We start from the raw sequence: 17,340 nt of genomic DNA on the forward strand, positions 1-17,340 counted from the left end.
AACTCCCGAAGCTTCTCCCCCCGACCCGAAGATTGTCGCCTGTCGGACGCGAAGCGCGCGCGGTACAGTGAAGCCAATAGAGAATACACGCGTCGCGAAGAGGGGGAGAGAGCGTGACCGAATACGTACTGGAGTTGAACGGCATTACGAAAACGTTCCCCGGCGTGAAGGCGCTGGACAACGTCTACTTCAAGCTGAGGCCGGGCGAAATTCATGCGCTGATGGGCGAGAACGGCGCCGGCAAATCGACGTTCATCAAAATCATTACCGGTGTCCACGCGCCCGATGAGGGCGAAATGAAGGTGTACGGCCGCAAAGTGAGCTTCGCGTCGCCCAAGGATGCGCACGAGCTGGGCATCGCGGCGATTTACCAGCATGTGACGAGCTATCCGGATTTGACGGTAACGGAGAACATTTTCATGGGGCACGAGAAGGTCGATCCGATCACGAAGCGGCTGCTGTGGAAGCAAATGCACGCGGAGGCGCGGGAGCTGCTCCGGGAGCTCGGCTCGAACATCGATCCGAAAACGGAGATGGGCGCCCTCAGCGTCGCGCAGCAGCAAATCGTCGAAATCGCGAAAGCACTGTCGACGAAGGCGAAAATCATCATCATGGACGAACCGACCGCGGCGCTGTCGATGCGCGAAAGCGAGGAGCTGTACCGGATCGCGGAAACGCTGCGGGATCGGGGCGCGTCGATCATTTTTATCTCTCATCGGTTCGAGGACATGTACCGTCTGGCGAGCATGGTGACGGTGTTTCGGGACGGCAAATATATCGGCACGTGGGGCGTCGACCAAATCACGAACGACGATTTGATCGTGGCGATGGTCGGTCGCGAGGTGACGCAGCTGTTCCCGCCGAAGCGCGCGGTCGTCGGCGGCGAAGCGCTGCGCGTCGAAGGGCTCGGCCGTACGGGGCATTTCGCGGACGTGTCGTTCCGGGTGCGCAAGGGCGAAATCGTCGGCCTCACCGGTCTCGTCGGCGCGGGGCGGAGCGAGGTGTGCCAAGCCATATTCGGCGTGCATCCGTACGACAAGGGCAGGGTGTTCGTGGAAGGGAAAGAGGTCCGCATTCGGAAACCGTCCGACGCGATGGCGCTCGGCATCGGTTATTTGCCGGAAGACCGCCAGAAGCAGGGGCTCATTCTGCAGTGGGGGATCGGCCGCAACATTACGCTCCCGGCGCTCGCGAAGCTGTCGAAGGGCGGCTGGCTAGGCCGCAGGCGCGAGCGGGAGATGGCCAAGCGGCTGGCCGAGAAGGTGAACGTGAAAGCGAACACGATATTCGATCTCGCGAGCTCGCTGTCCGGCGGCAATCAGCAGAAGGTCGTCGTGGCGAAGCTGCTCACGTCGGACCTTACGGCGATCATCCTCGACGAACCGACCAAAGGGGTCGACGTCGGCGCGAAGTCGGCGATCTATGAAATCATCCACGACCTTGCGGCGCAAGGCTACGCCATCCTGCTCGTGTCGTCGGAAATGGCGGAAATTATCGGCCTGTGCGACCGGGTCGTCGTCATGCGGGAAGGCCGCGTCGCGAAAGAGTTGACGAAAGAAGCGGCGACGCAGGAAGCGATATTAGAAGCGGCGATGATGCAGCGCCGAGGCGAGGCGCCGGCGCCGGCCGCGGCCGCGGCTTCCAGCAGCCCGGCCATGTAGAGAGAAGGTGGAGACAGCGATGAACGCATATAGCATGCAATTGATGAGATTTCGAGAACTCGGTTTGTTGGGCTTCATAGTCATTCTTTCCTTGTTCGTGCAGCTGCGGAATCCGAGCTTTTTAACGCTGTCGAACATCGGCGATCTGCTGACGAACACAGCGATTTTAAGCATTCTGGCCGTCGGCATGATGCTCGTCATCGTGACGCGCGGCATCGATTTGTCGATCGGCGCCACGCTGGCGCTGTCCGGCATGATCACCGCCCTGACGGTCGGCGCCTATCCGGGGCTGCATCCGCTGCTCGCCATCGCGCTCGGGACCGCGATCGGCCTCGCCTGCGGCGCGCTGCTCGGCTTTATGATCGCCAAAGGGCGCATCCTGCCGATCATCGCGACGCTCGGCATGATGAACGTATTCCGGGGCCTCACCTTCACGGCGAGCGGCGGCAAATGGGTAAGCGCCCATCAAATGCCGGACTCGTTCAAGTCGATCGCGACCGGATCGATCTTCGGCGTCAACACCTTGATCGTCATCGCGGCGATCGTCCTGCTAACGGCGTACGGCTTCGTGAACCATACTCGTACGGGCCGGCGCATTTACGCCGTCGGGAGCAACCCGGAATCCGCGGACATCAGCGGCATTCCGAAGGACCGTATCATTTGGCTCGTCTACGCGATCATGGGCGGATTGTCCGGACTCGCCGGCGTGCTGTGGGTGTCGAAGTTCGCTTCCGCCCAAGGCGACACGGCGATGGGCTACGAGCTGTCGGTTATCGCGGCGTGCGTGCTCGGCGGCGTCAGCATCGCGGGCGGAAGCGGCAAAGTCGGCGGCGTCATCCTCGGCTCGCTGCTGCTCGGCATACTCAACAACGCGCTGCCGCTGCTCAAAGTGTCGCCGTTCTGGCAAATGGCCATCCAGGGGGCGATCATCCTCGTCGCGGTACTGGCGAACCTGCTCGTGAAACGAGGCGTCGATCGAAATCATCTGTTGAGGAGGAGCATATAGACGATGCAACTGCAAAGTCAGAGAATCATAGCCGACCGCAAGCCGTTCCGGTATAAACAATTTTTCCTGCAGTGGGAATGGATGCTGCTGCTGCTGTTTATCGCGGTCAACGTCGTCAATTCGTATTTATCGCCCTACTATATGGACTACTTCAACCTGCGGGACGCGACGATGGCGTTCCTCGACAAAGCGTTCCTCGTGCTGCCGATGGTGTTCGTAATCATCTTGGCCGACATCGACATTTCCGTCGCTTCGACGGTGGCGCTCTCCTCGGTCGTCATGGCTGATATTTACACGATGGGCGTGCCGATGGAAATCGCGATCGTCGTCTGCCTCGCGGTCGGCGCCGCATGCGGCTTCGTCAACGGGTGGCTGCTGGTCAAATTCAACGAATTGTCGGCCGTCATCGTGACGCTCATCACCATGATTTTGTACCGGGGCATCGCCTATATGATCCTGGAGGATCAGGCGGCGGGCGGCTTCCCGGAATGGTTCAACTTCCTCGGCTGGGGATACGTCGGCGGTATCCCGTTCATCGCGGTCGCGTTCGCCGTATGCGCCGTCTTGTTCGGCCTCCTGCTGCACAATACGACGTTCGGCCGCCACGTGTACGCCATCGGCAGCAATCCGACCGCGAGCCGGTATTCCGGCGTTCCGGTCGATCGGGTGAGGTTGATCGTGTTTACGCTTACGGGCCTTATGGCCGCCGTGACGGCGATTTTCCTGACGTCGAGAATGGGCAGCACTCGGCCGAACATCGCCAACATGTATGAGCTCGAAGTGATCGCGATGGCCGTCCTCGGCGGCGTCAGCACGGCCGGCGGCAAAGGCCGCATGATCGGCGCGATCGTCGCGATTTTCTTGATCGGCCTGCTCAAATACGGCCTCGGCCTCGTGAACGTGCCGGCGCAGACGCAGCTCATCATTATCGGGTTGCTGCTGATCGCGGCGGTGCTCGTCCCGAACTTGAGGCGGACCGGCAAAGCGAAGGCAAGAGCGAAGGCGAAGTAACTCTCTTCGGTATGCGGCGGCCGTCGGCCGCTCCATATATACAAATTCGATTCACCAATTAAGGGGAGGACGAAACGAACATGAAACGAAAGATCGGATCCACGGTACTGTCTTGCGTGTTAGTATTCGCGTTGGCGCTGCTGACAGCGTGCGGAGGCGGCGCGGCTCCGGCCGGCGGCGGCGCGGGGCATAGCGGGGCTTCCGGCCAAGCGGAGGCGGGAGGCTCGGACGCCGGCGGCGGGGCGAAGAAGAAGTACGCCATCATTTTCAAAAATACAGGCAACCCGTACGGCGAGAAGATGATGGAGGGCTTCAAGAACGCGATCGAGGAAGGCGGCGGCGAGGCGATATTGAAAGCGCCGGACCAGCCGACGGCGGAAGCGCAAATTCAGATTATCGAAGAATTGATCGCGCAGAAGGTGGACGCGATCGCGATCGCGGCGAACGACCCGGATGCGCTCGAGCCGGCGCTGAAGCGCGCGATGGACCGCGGCATCAAGGTGTTGTCGCTCGACTCCGCCGTCAACGCGAAGAGCCGCATGGTGCACGTGAATCAAGCGGATCCGGAGCGGATCGGCCGCGTCCAAATTCAAGCGATCGCCGAAATGATCGGCGGCGCGGGCGAAATCGCAGTGCTCAGCGCGACGAGCCAAGCGACGAACCAAAACACGTGGATCGAATGGATGAAGAAAGAGCTCGAAGATCCGAAGCACAAAGACATTACGCTCGTGAAAGTCGCATACGGCGACGACCTGCGCGATAAGAGCGTATCCGAAACGGAAGCGCTGCTGCAGACGTATCCGAACCTGAAGGGCATCATCGCGCCGACGACGGTCGGCATCGCCGCAGCGGGCAAAGTGCTGACGGACAAAGGGCTTAAGGGCAAAGTGCAGCTGACCGGCCTCGGCCTGCCGAGCGAAATGGCGGAGTATATCGAGAGCGGCGTCAGCCAGTGGATGTACCTGTGGAACCCGATTGACGTCGGCTATCTCGCGGGGCACACCGCGATCGCGCTGGCGGAAGGCGCGATCACGGGGAAAACAGGCGACAAATTCTCGGCAGGCACGCTCGGCGAGAAAGAAGTGATCGCGGACGGCGACGGCACGCAGATCATGCTCGGCGACCCGTTCAAATTCGACGCGAGCAACATCGCGGAGTGGAAAGAAGTGTATTAATCCGGCAAACAGAAACGGGAAAAGCGTGCGATGGAACTTTCCGATCGCACGCTTTTTTTTGCGCCGAATCAAGCTCACGAATAAACAGGAAGGGGGACCCAGTACGAAAGGAAATAAAAATAACGGAGCTCCGCGTCGCTGCGGGCTCCGTTTTTTGGCTAGAAGTCGTACGACCAAAGCTGTAGGCCCGCCTCCGACTCCTGCCCGACGCCGGCGGGACGCAGAGCGCGCTATACTAAAACCATCAAGAACGAATCGATACGACAACGAAAAGGAGCGAATGAACATGGTGGAAGCATACGCGGCGGAATGGCAGACGAAATGGCGGCAGGAGCAGTTGATGGGCGTCACGAAGCACGCCTGGAAATGGTTCGGCAAGAAATCGTTCTGCGCGGCTTGCTTGGCGGAGGAAACGAAGCGCCGGGCGTCGGCGGAATAACATCGGCGGATGGCGGTTGACAGCGGAAGCGGGAGAAGGTATTATTTGCTAAGTGAGTACTTAGTAAACGAGGGATGCGCATTGGCGAACGGCCGCACGCCCCGTCAGCAGCAGGCGGAGGAGACGAAAAACCGATTGATCGATTCCGCCTTGAAGGTATTTTCTACGAAGGGCTTCGCCGCGAGCACGACGAAGGATATCGCGAAGGAAGCCGGAGTGACCGACGGGCTGATTTACCACTATTTCAAATCGAAGCAGGATCTGATTTGGGCGATTTTGGAGCGGCACACGCTCGTCCATCACATTCAGGGCATGCTCGCCGGCCTGAAGCCCGAGATGTCGACGACGAATATCGTACAGCACTACGTGAGGTCGCTGTTTCAGATGCTCAAGCAAAACAACGACTTGATCGTGTTGATTTACGGCGAGGCCCAGCGGGACCCGGACATTCGCGACCGCCTTGCGGGAATCGTAAGCGGAGGAGCGAAGCCGCTCGCCGCGGCGCTCGCGGGGAGAAGCCGCTTGGACGAAGACGCGCTGCGCCACGCGGTGCGCAATTTGCAATTCGCCGTCGTGCAGTATTATTTGATCCTATACCGCACGCGTCCCGACGAGGAGGAGCTCGAGCACTATTTGACGGCGACCGCGAACCAATTTGTAACCATCATAGAGTAGAACATATATTTTTTGCCCATTTAACTTAGTGAGCACTTAGTAAACCAATTGGTAAAGGAGAGGAAAACACATGAGCATGCAAGCTGTCGAAATGGAGCAAGAGGTCGTTGTCGTAGGTGCAGGTCCCGGAGGCGTCGTCATGGCGTATTTGCTGGCGAGGAGCGGCGTTAAGGTCGCGCTTCTGGAACGCCATGTTCAGCTCGATCGGGAATTCCGCGGGTACTTCTTTCAGCCGCTCGTCGTGAAGCTGCTCGACGAAATGGGGCTGCTGCAAGGTTTGCTCGAGAAGGAACATTACAAAACCGGTTCGTTCCGGTTCATCGATCGGAAGAAGGAGCTGTTTTCCGTTAATTTCTTCGAGCTTAAGCCGCCTTACGATTACGGCTTGCTGATGCATCAGCCGCTGTTTCTGCAATACATGATCGATCAGGCGTCGAAGTTCGATACGTTCACATACTTGAGCGGCACGCGGGCCGCGGAGCTGCTGACGGAGAACGGCGCCGTCGCGGGAATCAAAGCGCTTAAGGGCAAAGAGGAGCTCTTCCTTCGGAGCAAGCTGGTCGTCGGCGCGGACGGGCGATACTCGACGATTCGGAAGCTGGCGGGCATCGAGATGGAGCAGGAATCGCATACGCTCGATTTTCTATGGTTCGATCTCCCCGGGCAGCCGGAAGGGCAGACGGGCAACATCCAAATTCAAATCGAAGAGGAAGGCATGTTGATTTACACGCCGAAAGGCGCGGAGGTGACGCAGGTCGGCTGGGTGATCCCGAAAGGGACGTATGCGGAGATTCGCAGCAAGGGGCTGGAAGCGTTCAAGAAGCAGGTGGCCGCCGTCGATCCGAAAATTGGTCCGCTCCTCGAGCATTTGCAAGATTTCAAGCAGGTATCGGTACTGGACATTCAAGTCGCGATGGCGAAGCAATGGGTGCGGAACGGCTTGATGCTGATCGGCGACGCAGCGCACATCGCGTCCCCGTTCTCCGGTCAGGGCAATTCGCTGGCGATTCAGGACGCGGTCGTGGCGCACGGCGTGCTCATGCGGGCGCTGCGCGACGCGAAGGGCCCGATTCCCGCGGACATGATGGCGGAATTCGAGCGCACGCGCCGCGGGCCGGTCGAGAAAATCAAAAAAATCCAACGGATGCAGGCGAAAATGATTTCGATCCGCCATCCGCTGTTCGTCCGCTTCCGCCGTACAATGCTGCCGATCGTTCGCAGAACGCCGCTGTTCAAAAAAATGCGCGACACGATCGCGATGGGGGCGGCGCCGGTCCGGGTGCACGAGGAATATCGTAAAGCGAAATAAAACGCGAACAGGGAGGCGCTAAGCCGTGCTTCCCCGAATCGCCAAACGATGCGTCACGTTCGAATGCTGGGGAACCTCGGGTTCCCCTTTTATCATTTTCAGCAGCTTGCGCGTCGCCGTCATGCCGATCTCCTCAGCCGAGTACTCGACCGTCGATAGCTTCGGCCGGACCATCGTCGAGACGTAGCTGCCGTCGAACCCGAAGATGGAGATATCGTCGGGGACGCGGAGGCCGCGATCCATGGCGCAATTCATCGCCCCGATCGCCATCCAGTCCGTCGCGCAGAAGACCGCCGTCGGCATGGAGCCCGCGGCGATGATCCGGCTCATCGCTTCATACCCGTCCTCCACGGCTAGACCGCTTTCCGCGATCCGCTCCTCGCGCAGCGGAATGCCCGCATCCGCTAACGCCTGCCGGTAGCCCAAATACCGATGTCCGCCGATCGCCATTTCGCCGGACCCGCGAATCATCGCGATGTCCCGATGCCCCCGCTGAAGGAGATACGTCACCGCCTCGTAGGAAGCCATCACGTTATCGACGTGGACGGACGGAATGGAAGGCACCGTCGACGTTTGGCCGACGAGAATGCACGGAATGCCGGAGTTGCCCAAGACACCGACATGTTCGCCGCCGAACTGGGAGCCTGCAAAAATGATGCCGTGCGCCCCGATGTCCCGGAACCGGCGCAGGTAGTGGAGTTCGCTTTCGATCGCTTCGTTCGTAATGCCGATCATTACATCGTAACCGTATATTTTCGCGACGGCGTTGATGCCCGCGATGTAATCGTTAACGACGGTATTAATATGCTGCGGCATGATCGCTCCGATCAGGGAGGATTCGTTTTTTCCTGACAAGTGTGAAATCATGCCCGCCCGGTAGTTCGTCTGCTTCATGGCCTCGAGCACCCGTTTGCGAACGTCCTCGTTGACGGGCTTGCTGTTGTTGATCACTCGGGACACCGTCGAAATCGAGACGCCGGCCATGTCGGCGATATCTTTGATCGTTACTTTCACCCGCGTCACACCCTTCTGACTTTGCGCTCGTTCCCCACATGATAGCATGCAAGGGCGGGGGAAGCTATCATTCGTCGGGAAAATATTTTCACAAAATACACTTGCGAGAATCAAATTTTCCTACTATAATCGGTTTTGCGTCGGAAAACGGCTAGCTATGGACGAGAAAATGTATAATTATTCCCGTTTTTGCTATCTAGGAAAACATTTTCCCGCATCTTAGTTGACAGCGCTCTCATTCAATTTTCACATCTTATAAGCAAAGGGAGAAGCACACATGATGAACACGAAGAACAGAAAGATCGGCCTTGCACTTGTCACCGCTTTGACGGTACTGCTTGCGGCATGCGGCGGCGGCTCGAATTCCGCGTCGGAAAACGGGACGTCCGGTTCGACCGATAACGGCGGCGCGAAGCAAGTCACGATTCTGATCACCAACGGCAAAGGCGAAATCGCGGCGCAGTGGGAACAAGCGGCGAAGGATTTCATGGCGGCGAATCCGGGCATTACGGTCGAAGCGCGTTCGTCCGCGGTCGGCGATCCGCTTAACGTATTCGATATGTTGACGGCTTCGGGCAAAACGGTCACGCTCGCGATGTTCGATCCGAGCGCGGCGCTCAATAAGTACAAAGACGTCGGCATCGACCTCTCCGGCGAGACGTGGGTAGAGGAAACGGACAGCGAGCTGTTGAACGAGCAAGGACAAGTCGTCGGCTTCCCGTTCGCGATCGAAGGCTTCGGTCTCGTTTACAACAAGACGGTCGTGGAGAAAGCGACCGGCGGCGCGTTCGATCCGTTCTCCATCAACACGCGCGACAAGCTGGAAGAGCTGTTCAAGCAGCTTCAAGCGTCCGGCGTTCAGTACCCGGTCGCGTACCAAACGGAAAGCTGGTCGGTCTCGAACCATTACAGCACGCAATTCCTGAACCAAGCGGAAGATCCGAGCGCAATCGTCGCGCAGCTGAAGGAAGGCTCGCTCGATCTGGCCGGCAACGAGACGTGGAACGGCTACTACGACACGATGGATCTGCTGAAATCGGCGCCGTACAACAAATACCACGAGCGTCCGCTCGGCACGTACTACGACGACGCGCACGTCTCCGTGGGCAAAGGCGAGTCCGCGGTGCTGTTTAACGGCAACTGGGCGTTCGATTCGCTCCAGGCGGTCGCAGGCAGCGACTTCGGCTTCATGCCGGTGCCGGTCGACAACAATCCGGAAAACCCGCTGAACGGCAAAATTTCCGCCGGCCCGACGCAAGTGCTCGTCATCAATAAGAAAGCGACGCCGGAAGAACAAGAAGCGGCGAAGAAGTTCCTGAACTGGCTCGTGTACGAAGAAGCCGGCCAAGACTTCATCGTCAACAAGGCGCAAATCATCTCCGCTTTCAAGAACAACCCGCACAAAGTGACGAACCCGCTGGGCGCGGCGATCGGCGAAGCGATCCAGAACGGCCGCACGATGCCGTTCAGCACGAACTACGTCGTCGCGGAAGAGTGGAACACGATTATCGGACCGGAAGTGCAGAAATATATCGCCGGCAAACAATCCCGCGAGGATTTGGCGAAATTCATCGAAGGCTACTATAAAAAATAATCGATACCGGGAACGAACGGGTGAGGGGACGTCCCTTGCCCGTTCCCCGTTTCCGGGACATCGACGGATAAGCGGGAGGAGCTTTATGAGAACCGACAAACATTTCGCAAGCAAGCTTGGCCACCAATTGTTTTTTATGGGGCCGACGATGTTTTTTTTCGCGGTCGCGCTGTTGATTCCGTTCGCCTACGGTTTCTATCTCACCTTGACGGGCATCACGTCGCCGGTCAGTCCGGTAGAGTTCGCAGGCCTTAAAAATTATATTGCGGCGTTCCAAGATAAGCAGTTCTGGGATTCGATGTGGCTGACGGTCAAATACGTCGCGGCGACGATTTTGTTCGTCAACGTGATCGGCTTCGGCCTCGCGTACCTCGTCACCTCCGGCATTCGGAGCCAAAATTTCTTCCGCACCGCCTTCTTTACGCCGAACTTAATCGGCGGCTTGATGCTCGGCTACATTTGGCAGTTCATCTTCGTTCAATCGCTGCCGTCCGTCGGAGAGACGCTCGGCATCGAGCTGCTTCGGTTGGGCTGGCTCGGCGACGAGGCGCTGGCGTTCTGGGCGCTCGTCATCGTCACGATTTGGCAGTCCGCCGGCTATATGATGATCATTTTCATCGCCGGCTTGATCAGCGTGCCGAAGGACATCATCGAAGCGTCTTACATCGACGGCGCGAACGGCTGGCAGCGCCTCGTCAACATGGTGATGCCGATGATGGTCCCTTCCTTCGTCGTCACCGTTTTCTTGACGCTGAAGAACGCATTCATGGTGTACGACTTGAACTTCTCGCTCACCGAGGGCGGCCCGTACGGCAGCACGAAGATGGTGTCGATGCACGTCGTCAATAAAGCGTTCATCGAAACGAATTACGGCCTCGGCCAAGCGGAAGCGATTTTGCTGTTCCTGATCGTCGCCGTAGTTACCGGTTTGCAAGTGTACTTCAGCAAAAAAATGGAGGTGCAGGCGTAATGTCGATGCGGAAATTGCTTGTTCCTTTGACGTATCTCATGCTGCTCGCCGCGTTCGTCCTGTTCACGTTCCCGTTTTTCCTCATCATCGTCAACTCGTTCAAGTCGAACGGCGAAATTCTCGAAAGTCCGTTCTCTTGGCCGACGACGTTCGATCTCGGACATTTCTCGGAAGTGATCCGCATGATGGATTTTTTCGTCACGTTCCGGAATACGTTCGTCATTACGGGCGTCAGCGTCGCGCTCATTTTGCTCTTCTCCGCGATGACGGCCCACTACTTGGTTCGGCATAACACGAAATTCAATAACGTATTCTTTATGGTGATGGTCGCGTCGATGATCATCCCGTTCCAGTCGATCATGATTCCGCTCGTTTATATTTACGGGGCGAAGCTCGGGCTGATCGAAGCGGCGCCGATGCCGCTCTTGATCGCGCTCTACATCGGCTTCGGCAGCGCGATGTCGGTCTTCATTTACCACGGCTTCATCAAATCGGTTCCGCTCGAGCTCGAGGAGGCGTCGTTCATCGACGGCTGCACGAAGCGGCAAAGCTTCTTCAAAATCGTGCTGCCGATCATGGCGCCGACGTCGGTGACGATCGGGATATTGAATGTTCTCTGGATTTGGAACGATTACCTGCTTCCGTCGCTCATTTTGGTGCAGGACAAGTATTATACGATGCCGATTAAAATGAAGGTGTTCAACGGGACGTACATGAACAATTGGGAGCTGCTCATTCCGGCCATTCTGCTCACCATTCTTCCGATCCTCATCGTCTACTTGTTCGGCCAACGGTTTATCATTAAAGGCGTTATGCAGGGAGCGATTAAATAAATGAAAAGAATCTGGTGGAAAGAAGCGGTCGCATATCAAATTTACCCGCGCAGCTTCATGGACAGCAACGGCGACGGGATCGGCGACCTGCAGGGCGTCATCGGCAAGCTCGATTATTTGAAAGAGCTCGGCATCGACGTCATCTGGATTTGTCCGATTTTCAAGTCGCCGAACGACGATAACGGGTACGATATTTCGGATTACCAAGACATTATGGACGAATTCGGCACGATGGACGATTTCGACCGGCTGCTGCGGGAGACGCATGCGCGCGGCATGAAGCTCATTCTCGATTTGGTCATCAACCATACGTCCGACGAGCATCCGTGGTTCATCGAATCGCGTTCGAGCAAGACCAATCCGAAGCGGGATTATTACATCTGGGCCGACCCGAAGAAGGACGGCTCCGAGCCGAACAATTGGGAGAGCATCTTCGGCGGGTCGGCTTGGAAATACGACGAGCGGACCGGCCAATATTTCATGCATATTTTCTCCGCGAGACAGCCGGACTTAAACTGGGAAAACCCGGCCGTTCGCCGCGATCTGTACGCGATGGTCAACTGGTGGCTGGACAAAGGGATCGACGGCTTCCGCGTCGACGCGATTTCTCACATTAAGAAAGTGCCGGGTTTCCCGGACCTGCCGAATCCGAAAAAACTGCGCTACGTTCCCTCGCTCGACGGGCATATGAACCGCGAAGGCATCCACGAGTTTTTGGACGAGTTGAAGCGCGAAACGTTCGCGAAGTACGACATTATGACCGTCGGCGAAGCGAACGGGGTGAAGGCGGAGAACGCCGATCGCTGGGTCGGCGAGAAGAACGGTGCATTCAATATGATCTTCCAGTTCGAGCATTTGGGTCTGTGGGGCAAAAGCGAGGAAGGCGGCTTGGACTTACCGGCCCTGAAGGAGACGCTCACCCGCTGGCAGAAAGGGCTGGAAGGCGTCGGCTGGAACGCGCTGTTTCTCGAAAACCACGACCAGCCGCGATCCGTGTCCACATGGGGAGACGACGCGGAGCACTGGGACAAATCCGCGAAGGCGCTCGCGGCCATGTACTTCTTGATGCAGGGGACGCCGTTCATTTATCAAGGTCAGGAAATCGGCATGACCAACGTGCAGTTCGACTCGATCGACGATTACAATGATGTCGCGATCCGGAACTTGTATGCGATCGAGACGGCGAACGGCAAAAGCCACGAAGAGATCATGCGCGTGATATGGAAGAACGGCCGCGACAATTCGCGTACTCCGATGCAGTGGAGCGCGGCGCCGAACGCCGGGTTTACGACGGGCACGCCTTGGCTCAAGGTGAATCCGAACTACGAGCGCATTAACGTCGAGCGCGCGGTCGCGGACCCGGATTCGATTTATCATTTCTATAAGAAGCTAATCGAACTGCGTAAAGCGAATCCGGTAGCGGTGTACGGCGCATACGATCTGGTTGCGGAGGAGCATGAGCACGTATACGCCTATACGCGAACGTACGGATCTGCGCGTTGGCTCGTCGTCGTCAACCTGTTCGCGGAGCATACGACGTTCCGGCTGCCGGTCGGCATCGCCTGCGAACGCGCGGAGCTGCTGCTCGCGAATTACGAGACGAAGCCCGCGATTTCTCGGGCGGAGCTCAGGAAATTGTCGCTGCGTCCGTATGAAGCACGCGTTTATCGCTTAAGCTGAAGGTAGTCGAAATCGAAGAACGCACCCCGGGAGGAAAGCGGCGTTGAAACGAACTTGGTGGAAGGAAGCCGTCGTTTATCAAGTATACTGGCGAAGCTTTTACGACACGAACGGCGACGGGTACGGCGACTTGCAAGGGGTGATCGAGAAGCTCGATTACATCCAACGCCTCGGCGTCGACGTCGTCTGGTTGAACCCCGTCTATGCGTCGCCCGACCGCGACAACGGATACGACATTTCGAACTATTATGAAATTATGCCGAAAGCCGGCACGATGGAAACGTGGGAGACGCTGCTCGCGGAAGTGCACCGCCGCGGGATGAAGCTGATCATGGATCTCGTCGTCAATCATACGTCGAATCAGCATCCGTGGTTCGTCGAGTCCCGTTCGTCGCGCGACAACCCGAAGCGGGATTGGTATATTTGGAAAGATCCGAAGGACGGAGGGCCGCCGAACAACTGGCGCTCGTATTTCGCTCCCTCCGCGTGGGAATGGGACGAGGCGACAGGGCAGTATTATTTCCATTCGTTCGCGGTGGAGCAGCCCGATTTGAATTGGGAGAACCCCGAGGTTCGCGAAGAGATCTACAAGATGATGCGGTTCTGGCTGGATAAAGGCATCGACGGATTCCGCATGGACGTGATCAACCTGCTCGCGAAGAAGGCAGGCTTCCCGGACGCCGAAAATCCGTACAACATCAGCTACCTCGGCAACAACCCGGGCATTCATGATTATTTGCGCGAGATGCACGACAGAGTGCTCAAGCATTACGACATTATGACCGTCGGAGAAATTCCGTTCGTCACGCCGGAGGACGGGCTGAAGTATGTCGGCGAGGACCGCGGCGAGCTGCAGACGCTGTTCCACTTCGAGGTCGCGGACGATATGCCGTCGTGGGATATGCTGCGATTCAAGGAGATTCAAACGAAGTGGTACGAGGGGTTCAAAGGAAAAGGCACGAATTCGCAGTTCCTGAACAATCACGACCATACGCGGCAAGTCACCCGGTACGGCAACGACGGTGCCTACCGCGTCGAATCGGCCAAGCTGCTCGCGACGATGATTCATACGCTGCCGGGCATTCCGTATGTATTTCAGGGCGAGGAAATCGGCATGACCGGCGTCCGTTTCGACTCGATCGAGCAGTATAACGATATCGCGATGCGGAACCGGTATTTCGAAGAGGTGGCCAAGGGACGCGATCCGGAAGAGGTGCTGCGCAGCCTGCAGCCGCTCAGCCGCGACAATTCGCGCACGCCGGTGCAATGGAACGACGCTCCGCATGCAGGGTTTACGACGGGCACGCCTTGGCTGCCGGTCAACCCGAATTATAAGGACATCAATGTCGAGCGGGATTTGGCGCGGCCGGATTCGGTGTTTGCTTATTATCAGAAGCTGATCGCGATGCGCAAGAAGCATCCCGTGATGGTGTACGGCGACTACGAGGACTTGTCGGCTGGCGATCCGCACTTGTACGTCTATACGCGCAGCTTGGACGGCGAGCGGTGGCTCATCGTGCTGAACCATGCGGATCACGAGTCGCGATTCACGCTGCCCGACGGCTTCGACGAAGCGGGCAAGCAGCTCCTGCTGGCCAACTACGCGGACGTGCGGGAGGAGGATCCGCTCGACGGGGCGATGCTCGGACCGCACGAGGCGCGGATTTATAGAATGTAAGATAGAAGCACTCCCAGCGTTGCGGCGTTTCTTATGAACGTTCGCTCCGGCGCTGGGAGTTTTTGCGTTTACGGAGTATGCGATGCGACAACGACGAGACCATTCGCGCTCGTCCGGGTCAACAGCTTCGCTGAGCTGGCGAACGGCGCCGCGCGAAGCTCGGCTTCGGCAGCATGAAAGAGAAGCCGTTTCTCGTCGGACAATGTCAGCATGAATTCGCCGTTGCCGAGCGCACCGACGTCCAGCCATTCGTCTAGTTCGACCGTCAGGTTCAGCGGAACGCTCCGGTCCGTTGCGGCGTCGTAGACGCTCCAGGAGCCGTCCGCTTGTCGAAGCAGCTTTCCGCCCGACAGCGGCATCCATCTTTCGCTCTCCGGCAGCTCGGTTCTCGCTCCTTCGTTCCATGCCATGATGAATGCCGAGGGCCGGGCTGTTGGATCGCCGGGCGCGTGGTCTTCCCAGAACATCGTAGTTTCATCGACGAAGGTTACGGGCAGCTTAAATCTTACGCCGTCCCACGCCATGCCCTCCGGCGCGAAGAAGGCGTCGTTCACGACCCGGGGCTGGTCGCTGGCGAGATGGTCGAACAGGTAAAGATCGACGGGCGCGGCGCCCTTGTTATCGTGATCGGCCGCCGCGACGATCAGTTTTCCCGATTCGCGCTCGTAAGCGAACGACATGACCGCGGGAGTTTCCGATCTCGACCAAATGATGCGCCGCTGTCCGGTTTGTACATGATATTGAATGATCGAATGGTCCGCTTCGTACAACAGGGTGTGCTCATCGATCCATTCGGGGGTTTCCGCGCCGGTCAGCGTCTTGACCCTCGTTCCGTCCCGCGTCAGCACTGTATAGGTCGGCGTCAGAATGGATTCGTTCGATCGGAGCTCCTCGGCGAGGAGCAACGCTCCCCCAGGGGCCGGGTCGACGAGGGTATATGAGATGAGAGACTCGAACAGCGGCGTTGTTCGGCCGGATTCCGCTTCGACAAGGGTGTATTGTTTCGGACGCGTGAATTGGAAGCGTAGGTGTCGCAATGCGTCCTCTTGTTCGAAGTGTACGATGCCCTGTGCCGTTTTGGCCCCGTAAAAATCGATAACGAATTCTTCGTATGGCGCTTGCGGTCCGTAAGTCTCATCCGCCCGCAACGAGAATGTAAGCGATTGGTCGGAATGCCACTCGAACGTGCGCAGGAGATCCGGCAGCCGAGACTTCAACATTTGCTCCACGAAATCGCGGTCCACTTTTTGCGAAAAACGGACATGATAAGTATAGGTCTCGCCATAATCGAGGTACTGGCGGATGCCGTCGGCGCGATGTTCCGTTTCGTGCTCGAACTGCGGCTCGATGCTGTACGTCAGCGGTTCGTAGCGCTCTAGGCGGAACGCCGCAGGCTCCTTGCTTTCACCATACCGGATGGCGAGCGTTCCGCTGGGCTCCGGCGGACGGATTTCGAGACGCAAGATGTTCGGAAGCTCGGCGTTGGCGTACAACGTGATTACGTCGAAGCTATCGTCGTTCGGGCCGAACTGGGCGGACAACCGATTCGCTTCGAGGCGTCGCAAATCGTCCGTCGTCGTATTCAGTCGTTCGATATAAGGAAGCTGTATTTCGCAAAGCAGCGTTTCGCCTTGATAGTAAATGACGCTGCCCGGCGTGTACTCGCGGTATTCGCATACAAGCGAACCGTTCCATGTTTCGAGCGCCTCTAGGATCGTTGCGGCGGCGTTCTCACCGGCAGCGGCGGTGTTTTCTTGCTGCGTAGTCGTTACGGCAGGAGGGATGTCGGCGACCGGAGGCGAGTCGCCTGACCGATTTTCCACTACGTCGGCACCCGAAGGCGCGAAGCATCCGGCCAGCGGCATGCATATTATAAGAAGCTGTGCGATCTTCTTCTTCAAGTTCGTTGCGCCTCCTTTATTCCGTCCCGTTGGATCAGGCAACCATTAGACGCTCTCGGAAATCGAAAGGTTCCTTACTCGCCATTCATTTGGATGGTTTTTCCGGTTGTGCTGGGTTGAGGGGCGTGATATATTGTTCTTCCGGCCGCGAGAGCGGCGGCGGCGAGCAAGAGGCCGAGGCGACGGTAAGAAATTACCAGTTGCAATGAGATGTCCGAATATGATATATTCAAATTCCGGTCGCGAAAAGCGAATCGGACAAGCAAGAAGGCAAGACAAGCTTGCTCCTTGAAAACTGAACAACGAGCGCATACGCGCTGTGAGCAATCACAGCAAAGTTTTAAAGCTAGCTTGTAATGAGCATAGACGAACTACCCTTTTTGGAGAGTTTGAT

14 protein-coding genes are annotated in these 17,340 nt (G+C 57.7%); 12 read left to right on the top strand and 2 right to left on the bottom strand.

The window, feature by feature from the left end:
- Positions 1-113 precede the first annotated feature (113 nt).
- The 7 genes from VE009_RS11055 to VE009_RS11085 all read left to right on the top strand — a co-directional run bounded on the left by VE009_RS11055 (position 114) and on the right by VE009_RS11085 (position 7,276).
- The gene (locus VE009_RS11055; protein WP_325007531.1) at positions 114-1,661 is read left to right on the top strand and encodes a sugar ABC transporter ATP-binding protein; all 1,548 of its coding nucleotides are present in this window, start codon (positions 114-116) and stop codon (positions 1,659-1,661) included.
- A 19-nt stretch (positions 1,662-1,680) separates the two neighbouring features.
- On the top strand, positions 1,681-2,667 hold the full coding sequence (locus tag VE009_RS11060; RefSeq protein ID WP_325007532.1) for an ABC transporter permease: 987 nt from the start codon (positions 1,681-1,683) through the stop codon (positions 2,665-2,667).
- Positions 2,668-2,670: 3 nt separating this feature from the next.
- The gene (locus VE009_RS11065) at positions 2,671-3,678 is read left to right on the top strand and encodes an ABC transporter permease (RefSeq protein WP_325007533.1); all 1,008 of its coding nucleotides are present in this window, start codon (positions 2,671-2,673) and stop codon (positions 3,676-3,678) included.
- Positions 3,679-3,758: 80 nt separating this feature from the next.
- A complete protein-coding gene (gene rhaS, locus VE009_RS11070) occupies positions 3,759-4,853 on the top strand; it encodes a rhamnose ABC transporter substrate-binding protein (protein ID WP_325007534.1) in 1,095 nt (364 codons plus the stop codon).
- Positions 4,854-5,139: 286 nt separating this feature from the next.
- Positions 5,140-5,292: a hypothetical protein gene (locus VE009_RS11075; RefSeq protein ID WP_325007535.1), complete on the top strand. Its 153-nt coding sequence runs from the start codon at positions 5,140-5,142 to the stop codon at positions 5,290-5,292.
- A gap of 81 nt (positions 5,293-5,373) precedes the next feature.
- Positions 5,374-5,967 (top strand): TetR/AcrR family transcriptional regulator, encoded by a 594-nt coding sequence (locus tag VE009_RS11080; protein WP_325007536.1) that lies wholly within the window; start codon positions 5,374-5,376, stop codon positions 5,965-5,967.
- A gap of 70 nt (positions 5,968-6,037) precedes the next feature.
- Complete coding sequence (locus tag VE009_RS11085; protein WP_325007537.1) at positions 6,038-7,276, top strand: FAD-dependent oxidoreductase; 1,239 nt, start codon at positions 6,038-6,040, stop codon at positions 7,274-7,276.
- Positions 7,277-7,294: 18 nt separating this feature from the next.
- Here VE009_RS11085 and VE009_RS11090 read toward each other — a convergent pair whose 3' ends face one another.
- Positions 7,295-8,290 (bottom strand): LacI family DNA-binding transcriptional regulator, encoded by a 996-nt coding sequence (locus VE009_RS11090; RefSeq protein ID WP_325007538.1) that lies wholly within the window; start codon positions 8,288-8,290, stop codon positions 7,295-7,297.
- 277 nt (positions 8,291-8,567) lie between these two features.
- Between VE009_RS11090 and VE009_RS11095 the strand changes: the two genes are divergently transcribed.
- From VE009_RS11095 to VE009_RS11115, 5 genes are all read left to right on the top strand, one after another.
- A complete protein-coding gene (locus VE009_RS11095; RefSeq protein WP_325007539.1) occupies positions 8,568-9,884 on the top strand; it encodes an ABC transporter substrate-binding protein in 1,317 nt (438 codons plus the stop codon).
- A gap of 85 nt (positions 9,885-9,969) precedes the next feature.
- Entirely contained in the window at positions 9,970-10,854 is an 885-nt protein-coding gene (locus tag VE009_RS11100; RefSeq protein ID WP_325007541.1) for a sugar ABC transporter permease, read from the top strand.
- Entirely contained in the window at positions 10,854-11,687 is an 834-nt protein-coding gene (locus tag VE009_RS11105) for a carbohydrate ABC transporter permease (RefSeq protein WP_325007543.1), read from the top strand. Before VE009_RS11100 ends, VE009_RS11105 begins: the two co-directional genes overlap by 1 nt.
- Positions 11,688-13,367 carry an alpha-glucosidase gene (locus VE009_RS11110; RefSeq protein WP_325007545.1) on the top strand — a complete coding sequence of 560 codons (1,680 nt, stop codon included), beginning with the start codon at positions 11,688-11,690 and terminating at the stop codon, positions 13,365-13,367. It begins immediately after the preceding gene.
- Between the two features lie 43 nt (positions 13,368-13,410).
- Positions 13,411-15,045: an alpha-glucosidase gene (locus VE009_RS11115; RefSeq protein ID WP_325007547.1), complete on the top strand. Its 1,635-nt coding sequence runs from the start codon at positions 13,411-13,413 to the stop codon at positions 15,043-15,045.
- A gap of 68 nt (positions 15,046-15,113) precedes the next feature.
- On the opposite strand, the gene VE009_RS11120 is transcribed toward VE009_RS11115, so the two are convergent.
- Entirely contained in the window at positions 15,114-16,946 is a 1,833-nt protein-coding gene (locus VE009_RS11120) for a hypothetical protein (RefSeq protein ID WP_325007549.1), read from the bottom strand.
- Positions 16,947-17,340 lie beyond the last annotated feature (394 nt).

The organism is Paenibacillus sp. (assembly GCF_035645195.1).
Lineage (GTDB): Bacteria > Bacillota > Bacilli > Paenibacillales > YIM-B00363 > Paenibacillus_AE.

Bases quoted from the DNA above. Each gene is read 5' to 3' on its own strand.
- VE009_RS11060 (WP_325007532.1), top strand. From the start codon at position 1,681: ATGAACGCATATAGCATGCAATTGATGAGATTTCGAGAACTCGGTTTG.
- VE009_RS11065 (WP_325007533.1), top strand. From the start codon at position 2,671: ATGCAACTGCAAAGTCAGAGAATCATAGCCGACCGCAAGCCGTTCCGG.
- rhaS (WP_325007534.1), top strand. From the start codon at position 3,759: ATGAAACGAAAGATCGGATCCACGGTACTGTCTTGCGTGTTAGTATTC.
- VE009_RS11075 (WP_325007535.1), top strand. From the start codon at position 5,140: ATGGTGGAAGCATACGCGGCGGAATGGCAGACGAAATGGCGGCAGGAG.
- VE009_RS11085 (WP_325007537.1), top strand. From the start codon at position 6,038: ATGAGCATGCAAGCTGTCGAAATGGAGCAAGAGGTCGTTGTCGTAGGT.
- VE009_RS11095 (WP_325007539.1), top strand. From the start codon at position 8,568: ATGATGAACACGAAGAACAGAAAGATCGGCCTTGCACTTGTCACCGCT.
- VE009_RS11100 (WP_325007541.1), top strand. From the start codon at position 9,970: ATGAGAACCGACAAACATTTCGCAAGCAAGCTTGGCCACCAATTGTTT.
- VE009_RS11105 (WP_325007543.1), top strand. From the start codon at position 10,854: ATGTCGATGCGGAAATTGCTTGTTCCTTTGACGTATCTCATGCTGCTC.
- VE009_RS11110 (WP_325007545.1), top strand. From the start codon at position 11,688: ATGAAAAGAATCTGGTGGAAAGAAGCGGTCGCATATCAAATTTACCCG.